Consider the following 9,312-nt stretch of genomic DNA (forward strand, 5'->3'; position numbering starts at 1 on the left):
GGCTCGGCAACTCTGGTGACGGAGGTTCGAGTCCCCACAGCACGTGCTGACTTGTAGGCATGTTTACAAGTCAGCATGTCGCGGTCGACGGTGGGGGAGGGTCGGCGTTGCCGCCCCGTGAGGGATAACCCCTCACGCTCCCCGGTATCCCGTTCCGGGGCGCGAGCTGCACTCGCGCAGCAGCGACGGAGCGCCGCCCAGAGGTTCGGCCGGCTGTGCCGGCCGCTGATGTTCGCCCGTTGGGCTCACGTTTCTTTGCCGTGAAGCCTTCGGCGGCTCCCTCCGCTTCGCTGCGGTCGTAGCTACCTACGGGCTCCGTTCAAGTGGCTGCGCCACCGGCTCCTCCGAGACTTTCGGCACGCGGTCGCTGCGCTCCCTCACATCGCGCCGAAACTCTCTCCACCGCCGCCCTCCGGGTTGCACTGCGCCCTCCGGTTGCTAAGGCGGAGAACCGCCTTCCTTACCGTTATTTCCGTGGATGCGGGGCAGTTGTAGGCTCCGGAACGCGCCAGGGGTCCTGGGTATGGCTGACCGCCTTCAGCCGCCTGATGGCATGCCGTGATTGGCCGCCCGGGACCCCGCAACGGCAGGACCGCTCATTGAGAAACGCGACCAGATCGCCCCGTAAGGACATGCCGGCACGGTCGTTCACGGCGCACCGCACCCCTCAACGGAAGGACCCTGCGTGCCCCAACTCTGGGCCGGTATCGACGCCGGCAAGACCGAACACCACTGCGTCGTCATCGACGGCAACGGAACCAAGCTGCTCTCGCAGCGCTTCAAGAACCGAGAGTCAGCGATCCTGACCCTGATGGGCGACGTCGCCTCCTTGCCGGGTGGCACCGACGTCGCGTGGGCGACGGACCTCAACCACGGCGGAACGGGGCTGCTGCAGACGCTGCTCAGCTCCCACGCGCAGCCGCTGTTCTACATCTCGGGCCGGGTCGTTCATCACGCCTCGGGCGCCTACCGAGGCGAGGCAAAGACGGACGCGAAGGACGCGGTCATCATCGCCGACCAGGCCCGGACCCGACGAGACGTGACGCTGATGCGGCAGGCCGACGACGTCACCGCGGAGCTGCGCCTGCTCTCAGCCCGGCGCGAGGACCTGGTGCACGACCGCACCCGCGCCGTAAATCGGCTACGCGCCATCCTGGTCCACTACTTCCCGTCACTCGAGGGAGCGTTCAACTACGCGACGACCAGGGGACCTCTGGTGCTGCTCACCCGGTACGCGACGCCGTCCGCGATCAGGCGGACGGGGGAGAGCCGTCTGGCGTCGTGGTTGAAGGGGCAGGGCTGTTGGAAGTCCGCGGCCGTCGCTAAGACGGCGGTGGAAGCCGCGCGCGAGCAGACCTCGGTCGTCGCGGGGGAGGATGCCGCGGCCCGGCTGGTGAGCCGGTCCGCCCGCGATCTGCTCCGCATCCGCGACGAACTCGCCGAGCTCGAGGCCGAGATCGACGCCGTTCTACAGGACAGCAGTTCTGCGGATCTGCTCGTGTCGCTCCCCGGATTCGGGCGCAGGCTCGCCGCGGACTTCCTCGCCGCAACCGGTACTGACCTCGCCGCATTCGAGACGCCCGACCGGCTGGCCAGCTTCGCGGGCCTCGCTCCCGTGCCGCGCGACTCCGGGAAGATCTCCGGCAACCACCACCGGCCACGGCGCTACGACCGGCGGCTGTTGAACGCCTGCTTCCAAGCGGCGTTCATCGCGTCGAGGAACTGCCCGGTCTCTCGCTCGTTTTACGAGCGAAAACGTGGCGAGGGCAAGTCGCACAAGCAGGCACTGATCGCACTCGCCCGACGCCGCATCAACGTCATCTGGGCAATTTTCCGCGACCAGACCAGCTATCACCCCACAGGCGCAGAGCCCGCCGCGTTCGCGTCAGGGACGATCGCAGATGGGTCGGCGGCTCGTGGTCTCGGTGCTGGCGGGAATCCGTGGGAGGGCATCGGCAACCGTCACTCGTGGTGAACCACCTCGCTGCGGGGTAATCCTGGTCAGGGATTCTGCGCGCGATCGACGCGCGCGACAATCGCGCGCAGTGCTTCGACTTCGATGCTGAGGGCGGCGGTGCCCTGAGGAGTGAGAGCGACCCAGTTCTTGGCTCGGCGGCCGTCGTAGCCCCGTCGTGTGGTGATGTGACCGGCCCTGAGTAGGACTTCGAGGTGTCGTCCAAGGTTGCCGTCGGTGAGGTCGAGGGTGGTGCGCAGGAACCGGAAGTCGGCTTCGCCGGCCTCGTGAAGGATGGTCAAAATCGCAAGACGCGTTCGTTGGTGGACGGCATCGTCCAAGGACGCGAACTCGTCGTCGGTCGACTCCTCAGCGCCTGGTGCCACGGGCACGTCCCGTCTCCTGCCGGAAAGCAGTAATACCCAGAACGACGAGGGTGATGCCGGCGATCGTGAGAACGACGCCATCGATTGACAAAGGCGTGGAACCGTAGGAAGCACCCAGGATCAACCCGCTCTCGGGGGCAGCGTCCTGCAAGAAGCTGTTGAAGAGGAAGGGGGAAACTACTGCCACCCCGAGGCCAGCAAGCCACTGGCTGCGATTTTCGAGTCGCCAACCGATCGCGAACAGGAGCACCCCGACAAGAAACGCCGGACCGACGAACTCAACAAGAAAGGCCGGACCGGCGAACATCGTGGGCAGAAACGTCAAGATCGAGATTGCGGCGATGACGGCCGCGATCGGCCCCATGCGCTCGCGCCCCATTCCCACACCTGCGTGAGCAGCAGTAGCCCTCAGCACGATCCAGAGAGCGATGCTCGTGAAGGCAGGAATCAGGAAGCCGACGGTGAACAGCGTCGAACCGGCCAGGGGCAGCAGTCCGGCTGTTACCACTCCGACGCCGGAGACGATCAGCGGAAGTGATGACACGTGCCGCGCGTCTCGGACCCGTTCTTCTAAGGGCGTGCGAGTCAGCGACATGATGCTCCGATCACTCTGTGGTGTAGAGCAACTGTACTCTGCCTTGCAGAGCGGTCGCTAGGACGTCCAGCGTCGGGACCGTTTCGAGCGGCCGCAATTCCGCGCATCAGATCGCGAACAAGCGGACGCCGACCTCAGGCCGGCGCGGTGTCGTGCGCTGCGCGAATTTTTGCCTGGAAGCCTTCGGCAGCGTACGGGCCTCCGGCGTCCACGCAAGCCGCTGCGCGGCCGGCTCCTCCGAGGTTCTCGGCACGCGGTCGCTGCGCTCCCTCCCATCGCGCCGACAACCTCTCCTCCGCCGCCCTCCGGGTTGCGCTCCCACCTCCGACCCTGCTCGGCACTACGTGCCTTCCAGGCAAAAAAACGCTGGGAGAGAAGGAAGAACGATCCGGCCAGACCACCCCCGCTGGCTTGACAAATCTGATTGAGAATCACGGCAAAAAAACGAGGGGGAGGGGCAGGGCAGGACCACCGCCCGGGACCCGACGACGAGAGGACTTCACCATGACCGACACCGCCACCACCGAACCGCAGACACCGACCCTCCCGGAGGCGGTGGCCGAGTTCGTGTCCGTGTTCTCCCACGGGGACACCGCCGACGATCTGGCCGTCCGGATGAGCTGCTGCGAGGTCGACGCGTTGGCCGGACTCCTGCGAGCATTCGGACGAGACGAGGCCGCCGACCTGTGGATCGCGGAGCACGCGACCGACGACGACGAGGGCGACGCGCACACCCCGGAAGGAGCGAAGCGATGACCGAGCAGCCGAAGGCCGACGCCGTGACAATCTATCTCGCGGCTGCGGCCGCCTACGACGAGGCGGTGACCGCGTTCCTCACCGCGGGCGCTACCTACACCGCGGCCCTCGCGAATTTCCGCGTGGCGATGACCGTCTCGCCCACTCTCTCCTGCGAGAAGGTCAACGTGATCGCGCAGATGCTCGACAAGGCCGGTGACCGCGACGCGGCCGGGTGGTGGATCCACGCGCACTGCGCCGAGGAGAAGCGCGAGGAGTTCGAAGCGCACATGGAGTTCTATCTGGAAGATTCCTCATGGCTCTGACCGTCTACTCGAAGCCCTCGTGCGTGCAGTGCACCGCGACCTACCGAGCCCTCGACGCGAAGGGCATCGAGTACACGACTGTCGACGTCACGACGAACCCCGCAGCGCTCGCCTACGTCACGGAGGAGCTGGGCTACTCCGCCGCCCCGGTGGTCGTCGCGAGCGACGAGGACCACTGGTCGGGCTTCCGCCCGGACCTCATCGAGAAGCACGCAGCGTGACCGGCCCGAACGTCGAGAGCGACGAGTACCGGGCAGGGTATCTCGCCGGGCGCGCGGACCGGCAGGGCGAGGTCGACTGGGCGGAGAACGAGGCCGATCGGTACTACCGCCTCGCCTACGGCGACGAGCGGCGTCTCCCGGCCTACGCCGTGACGCGCGCCGAGCTCGAACAGCGCAGGGCGCTGTCCGAGCCGTCCGTCGAGGTCACCCGACGCGACGCTCTCACGTCCTGGGGTATCGAGACCGAAGCACCAGAGCAGAACACCCCAAGCGCATCCCCGTCGACGTCGACGGGACGACCCACGAACCGAACGAGCAGGAGACGACAGATGAGCACCAGGACGATCACCGGCAACCTCGCCGCCGACCCCGAGGCCGTGCAGGCGGGCCGCGTCCAGATCGTGAAGCTGCGCGTCATCGAGAACACCGGCGAATACCGCGCGGGGGAGTGGACCCCGCACGACGCCCCGACCACGCACTACGTGGAAGCGAAGTTCGAACTCGGCGAGCACGTCCTCGCCTCCCTCCACAAGGGAGACGCCGTGATCGTCGTCGGCTACGAGCGCACCGTCGCCTGGGGCGAAGGAGAGAACCGCCGCACCGGCCGCGTCCTCGAAGCCGACGCCATCGGCCCCAACCTCACCCGCGCGACCGCCGTCGTCACCACAACCACCCAACGCGCACCCCGCCGCAGCGCCGCGGAGTAGAGCGCCCGCTCAGTTCTTGACGCGGAGCACGTAGAGGATGACGTGATCCTCCGGGATCGCTGCGCGCACTTCCACGATCGCCGCGGCGCTCGTCGCCGCGCTACTGCGCACCACCGTTGATGCCGATTCCGCGCGCGTCCGGTGTGCCAGCTCCCACATGCCTCCATCGTCCCATCCGGCGCCGACAGCGGCTCTCAGCTCTCGGCGGGGGAGGGCCGGCGGTGCCGTCCCGTGAGGGGCCGGCCCCTCACCCTCCCCGGTGTTCCGCTCGAGGGGCGGGGTGCGCTTCGCGCACATCGCCTGCGGCGACCGGGAGCCGCTGCGCGGCGCTGCTTCGAGGTTTTTTGTTCCTCTCCGCGGTACAAACCTATTTCGCTCCGTCGTCTCCGTGCCACCTATTCCGAACGCGGTCGCTGGCTCCCTTATTTCGTTCGGAATAGGCGTCACTCCGCCGCCTCCACTCAAACGGTTCTTCCCGCCGGAGAGGCACAAAAAAACGATCAGACAAGACGAAAGCCCCGTAGTTGATCTAGAACCACGGGACCCGTCGCGTCGATCCTCGCACAGGGAGAATCGCCATGACCAGCACGACCACCGCCCGCAAGACCGCCGCCAAGAAGCGCGCACCGCGGACCACGCCGGAGGAGCGCCGCGAGCAGGCCGCCGCGCTGCACGAGAGCATCGCCGAGCAGGTCGAGGCGCTGCGCGACTCCGACCAGTGGCGCCGGTTCCTCTCGTTCGCGTCCTCGTTCCACCGCTACAGCCTGGGCAACCTGCTGCTGATCCTCGCTCAGCGCCCCGACGCCTCCGCCGTCGCCGGGTTCCGCGCGTGGCAGGCCAAGGGCCGCCAGGTACGCAAGGGCGAGAAGGCGATCAAGATTTTCGGCTTCGCTCAGCGGAAGATCGCCGCCGACGAGGAGGCCGAGGAGGGCACCACGACCAGCACCGACGAGACGGGGCAGAAGGTCCAGACGTACTACCCGCTCGTGTCCGTGTTCGCGATCGAGCAGACCGACCTGATGGAGGGCGCCGAGGATCCCCGCGACATCGCGCAGTTGCTCACCGGGGAGCACGATCACGGCGTCATTGCGCCGCTGACGGCCTCTCTCGAGGCCGAGGGGTGGACGGTCGAGCGCCGCCCGCTGCCGCAGGGAACGAACGGCTACGCCGCCCCCGAGGAGCGCACGGTCGTCGTGGATTCCAGCCTGTCGCCGGAGCAGGCCGCAAAGACCCTGATCCACGAGGCCGCGCACGTGCTGATGGGTCACGTCGATGACCTGGAGGAGTACGCGCAGCACCGAGGGCTGATGGAGACGGAAGCCGAGTCCGTCGCGTTCGTCGTCGCCGGGCTCGTCGGATTCGACACCAGCGCCTACAGCGTCGGCTACGTCGCGACGTGGAGCGACTGCAAGGCCGACACGATCCGCGAGACGGCCGCGCGGGTACTCACCACCGCGCACCGCATCGCCGCGATCCTCGACGCCGACGACGACGAGAGCGACGACGAGAGCTGAGAGGCGGCGGGCCGGCCTTCGGGCCGGCCCGTGAGGGGCGACCCCCTCACACTCCCCGACATTCCCCGTTCCGGGGAGCGCGAGCTGCACTCGCGCAGCGGTGACGGAGCACCGCCGGTAGGAGGCCGCTACGCGGCCCGTTTCCCCGTTTTCTTCACCTCTCCGCGGTCTCAACCTATTTCGCTCCACCGGCTACGTGCCACCGCTATCGGACGCGCCCTGCGGGCTTATTTCGCCCGATAGCGGCGTCACTGCGCCGCCTCCACTCAAACGGTTCTTCCCGCCGGAGAGGCAAAGAAAAACGATCAGCCAGAGGGAGACACACCATGACTCAGCAGCGCGGCACCCGTACCGAGGTCATCAAGAGCGAGTACCACGGACCCGGGACGGAGGGCATCAGCCGGACCGCCCGTCAGGTGGTCATCGTCGGCGCCGGTGGCCGCGACCCGGTGACCGAGCAGACCCCTGCCGTGCACCTGGTCACCCGCAGCGGAGCGGTCGCCGGGGTGACGCTGCAGCACTTCGAGCCCGTCGAGCCCGTGGGGGAGGGCCGGATCGGCTACATGGCTTCCGGCGCCTACGTCGTCGTTCCGGTCGACGTCGCGCGAGCGCTCGACCTGTTCCCGGCCGCGTACGCGCTGCACGACCGCAGCGAGACGCCCGCCGACTACCGCGACAACGACTGAACCCCCGAGACGAGAAGGAGACAGAGCATGCTCACCATCACCCACACCCCCGAGGCCGGAACCCTCATCGAGGGCACCAGCCGCGGGGACGGCACCGCCGAGATCCTGAAGGCGTCCGGCTGGCGCTGGGGTCGCTCCATCGGCGCCTGGTACGTCCCGCAGTCCCGGGACCGCCTGCCGAAGTGGTGGACCATCAACCGCGCCGCGACCGCCCTGCGCGACGCCGGACACGAGGTCACCATCGAGGCCGAAGAGACGTTCCGCCCGACTGCCGAGGCGGAGGCGGCGACCATCGAGCGTCAGGCGGCCCGCGTCGACGCGCTCGACGCGAAGGCCGACCGGCGAGCAGCGGATGCCGACACCGCCGACGCGGCCGCGCGCCGCGCGTTCGATCGGCTCCCGGAGGGTGGCGAGCCGATCAAGATCGGCCACCACTCCGAGACGCGGCACCGTAACGCGATCGTGAAGGCCCACAACGCGATGGGTCGCAGCGTCGAGGCCGACCGCGAGGCCACCCGCGCCCGCGCCCGCGCCGACGTCGCCGCCCACACCACCGAATCCCGCTACGCGCCGGGAATGGTTGCCCGCCGGATCGACCGGCTCGATACCGACATTCGCGGCTACACGCGGAAGATCGAGGGCAGCTCGCACAACTTCGGCGGCGGCTACATCGAGACGACCGCCCCCGCCACCGGCGACCGACTCGACCGGCTGCACGCCGAGCGCGCGCAGCTCGAAGATCAGCGCGACTACTGGTCGGAGGTCCGCGAGGCGCAGGCCGCCGCCGGACAGGTCACGATCTACAGCCGCGAGACGATCGCCAAGGGCGACGCGATCAAGCACAAGCACGGGTGGAGCGTCGTGACCCGCGGAAACCCCAAGACCGTGACCGTCGCGCTGGACTGGAACGCCGGGACGCGCCCCTACTCCGTCGCCTACGCCGACGTGCAAGGACACCGCACCGCCGCGGAACTCGGCGCGGCCCGCGAGGCTGTCGCGGAGACGGCCGCGGCGAGCTGAGCGGGCGAGGGCCGGCCTCCGGGCCGGCCCGTGAGGGGCGACCCCCTCACACTCCCCGGCATCCCCGTTCCGGGGGCGCGAGCTCCGCCCGCGCAGCGGTGACGGAGCACCGCCGAGGGGAGGCCGCTACGCGGCCCGATTCCCCGTTTTCTTCACCTCTCCGCGGTTCAAACCTATTTCGCTCCACCGGCTCCGCGCCACCCATTCCGGACGCGGTCGCTGCGCTCCCTTATTTCGCCCGGAATGGGCGTCACTCCGCCGCCTCCACTCAAACGGTTCTTCCCGCCGGAGAGGCAAAGAAAAACGATCAGCCAGAGGGAGCACCCACACCATGCAGACCGCCACCGAATTGCAGACCACGGCTAAGACCTATCTCACGCTCGCGAACACCCGCGCGGTGAGCATCCGCGTCGTGGGCACCGACCCCAGGACGACGCCCTCCGTGCTCGTCACCCGCCGCAAGTCCGGTGTCTGGGAGGCGTGGCACTCCGACGAGCTGCACGGCATCACCAGCGGCTCGTTCCGCCACTGCGTCACCCACGCTCGCCGCGCAGCGATCCGCCGCGTCGCCCCGTTCATGAGCCGCTGAGAGGACCACACCATGACCCCCACCGACACCGGCCGCGCCACGGCCGAACAGCTCGCCCTCATCCTCGACACCCGCCGCGCCGAGTCCGACGACGACGCGACCGCCGCGGACGCCGAGATCCTCGCGCACATCCGCAACACGCTCACCCTGCCCGGAGAAGGGGCCCCCGGCGGATTCCCGGTCACCGACGACGGCACCGCCTACGCCGCCGCGCTGATCGCGTTCCTCACCCCCGCCGAGAAGCAGGACACCGGCGCGGCCCTGGCCGCTTTCCTCACCCCGACCCCGGAGACGCTGGACGAGCGCGCGGCACGCATCGAGTCGAACCGGCGGGTGGATGAGGGGTGGCAGGCGCTCTCCCCGGCGGAGCAGGCCGCGCAGATCGCGGCCGTCGAGCGGACGGAGAACCCCGGCGGGCCGTGCGACTGCGCCAACTGCTACGAGCCCGCCGACCGGTAGCCGCGCGGTGCGGGCCGGCCTTCCGGGCCGGCCCGTGAGGGGCGACCCCCTCACACTCCCCGGCATCCCCGTTCCGGGGGCGCGAGCTCCGCCCGCGCAGCGGTGACGGAGCACCGCCGA

General features: G+C 68.9%; 13 protein-coding genes. 10 read left to right on the forward strand and 3 right to left on the reverse strand.

Annotated elements, in window-relative coordinates; genetic code table 11:
• Positions 1 to 685 precede the first annotated feature (685 nt).
• The gene (locus tag C5C46_RS13875; RefSeq protein WP_258059506.1) at positions 686 to 1,975 is read left to right on the forward strand and encodes an IS110 family transposase; all 1,290 of its coding nucleotides are present in this window, start codon (positions 686 to 688) and stop codon (positions 1,973 to 1,975) included.
• 26 nt (positions 1,976 to 2,001) lie between these two features.
• Here C5C46_RS13875 and C5C46_RS13880 read toward each other — a convergent pair whose 3' ends face one another.
• Positions 2,002 to 2,346 carry a transcriptional regulator gene (locus C5C46_RS13880; protein ID WP_258059507.1) on the reverse strand — a complete coding sequence of 115 codons (345 nt, stop codon included), beginning with the start codon at positions 2,344 to 2,346 and terminating at the stop codon, positions 2,002 to 2,004.
• On the reverse strand, positions 2,324 to 2,935 hold the full coding sequence (locus C5C46_RS16655) for a hypothetical protein (protein ID WP_146078846.1): 612 nt from the start codon (positions 2,933 to 2,935) through the stop codon (positions 2,324 to 2,326). The genes C5C46_RS13880 and C5C46_RS16655 overlap by 23 nt, the downstream gene beginning before the upstream one ends.
• A gap of 504 nt (positions 2,936 to 3,439) precedes the next feature.
• Between C5C46_RS16655 and C5C46_RS13885 the strand changes: the two genes are divergently transcribed.
• Genes C5C46_RS13885 through C5C46_RS13900 form a run of 4 tightly spaced genes read left to right on the forward strand, consistent with a single transcriptional unit; the run spans position 3,440 to position 4,924 of the window.
• Positions 3,440 to 3,691, forward strand: coding sequence for a hypothetical protein (locus C5C46_RS13885; RefSeq protein ID WP_104224211.1), 252 nt, complete (start codon positions 3,440 to 3,442; stop codon positions 3,689 to 3,691).
• On the forward strand, positions 3,688 to 3,996 hold the full coding sequence (locus C5C46_RS13890; protein ID WP_104224210.1) for a hypothetical protein: 309 nt from the start codon (positions 3,688 to 3,690) through the stop codon (positions 3,994 to 3,996). Before C5C46_RS13885 ends, C5C46_RS13890 begins: the two co-directional genes overlap by 4 nt.
• Positions 3,987 to 4,217: a glutaredoxin-like protein NrdH gene (nrdH, locus tag C5C46_RS13895; RefSeq protein ID WP_104224209.1), complete on the forward strand. Its 231-nt coding sequence runs from the start codon at positions 3,987 to 3,989 to the stop codon at positions 4,215 to 4,217. The genes C5C46_RS13890 and nrdH overlap by 10 nt, the downstream gene beginning before the upstream one ends.
• Positions 4,214 to 4,924 (forward strand): single-stranded DNA-binding protein, encoded by a 711-nt coding sequence (locus C5C46_RS13900; RefSeq protein ID WP_104227118.1) that lies wholly within the window; start codon positions 4,214 to 4,216, stop codon positions 4,922 to 4,924. Before nrdH ends, C5C46_RS13900 begins: the two co-directional genes overlap by 4 nt.
• 9 nt (positions 4,925 to 4,933) lie before the next feature.
• On the opposite strand, the gene C5C46_RS17020 is transcribed toward C5C46_RS13900, so the two are convergent.
• Positions 4,934 to 5,083, reverse strand: a complete 150-nt coding sequence (locus C5C46_RS17020; protein ID WP_181072908.1) for a hypothetical protein — start codon at positions 5,081 to 5,083, stop codon at positions 4,934 to 4,936.
• Positions 5,084 to 5,502: 419 nt separating this feature from the next.
• Between C5C46_RS17020 and C5C46_RS13905 the strand changes: the two genes are divergently transcribed.
• The 5 genes from C5C46_RS13905 (at position 5,503) to C5C46_RS13925 (ending at position 9,192) form a co-directional block, all read left to right on the forward strand.
• The gene (locus C5C46_RS13905) at positions 5,503 to 6,438 is read left to right on the forward strand and encodes an ArdC-like ssDNA-binding domain-containing protein (protein WP_104227119.1); all 936 of its coding nucleotides are present in this window, start codon (positions 5,503 to 5,505) and stop codon (positions 6,436 to 6,438) included.
• A 326-nt stretch (positions 6,439 to 6,764) separates the two neighbouring features.
• A complete protein-coding gene (locus C5C46_RS13910; RefSeq protein ID WP_104227120.1) occupies positions 6,765 to 7,124 on the forward strand; it encodes a hypothetical protein in 360 nt (119 codons plus the stop codon).
• Between the two features lie 27 nt (positions 7,125 to 7,151).
• Positions 7,152 to 8,144 carry a DUF3560 domain-containing protein gene (locus C5C46_RS13915; RefSeq protein ID WP_104227121.1) on the forward strand — a complete coding sequence of 331 codons (993 nt, stop codon included), beginning with the start codon at positions 7,152 to 7,154 and terminating at the stop codon, positions 8,142 to 8,144.
• Between the two features lie 331 nt (positions 8,145 to 8,475).
• The gene (locus C5C46_RS13920) at positions 8,476 to 8,733 is read left to right on the forward strand and encodes a hypothetical protein (protein WP_104227122.1); all 258 of its coding nucleotides are present in this window, start codon (positions 8,476 to 8,478) and stop codon (positions 8,731 to 8,733) included.
• A 12-nt stretch (positions 8,734 to 8,745) separates the two neighbouring features.
• Entirely contained in the window at positions 8,746 to 9,192 is a 447-nt protein-coding gene (locus tag C5C46_RS13925) for a hypothetical protein (RefSeq protein WP_104227123.1), read from the forward strand.
• Positions 9,193 to 9,312: the final 120 nt, after the last annotated feature.

Origin of the sequence: Rathayibacter sp. AY1E6 (assembly GCF_002931115.1) — a bacterium.
GTDB lineage: Bacteria > Actinomycetota > Actinomycetes > Actinomycetales > Microbacteriaceae > Rathayibacter.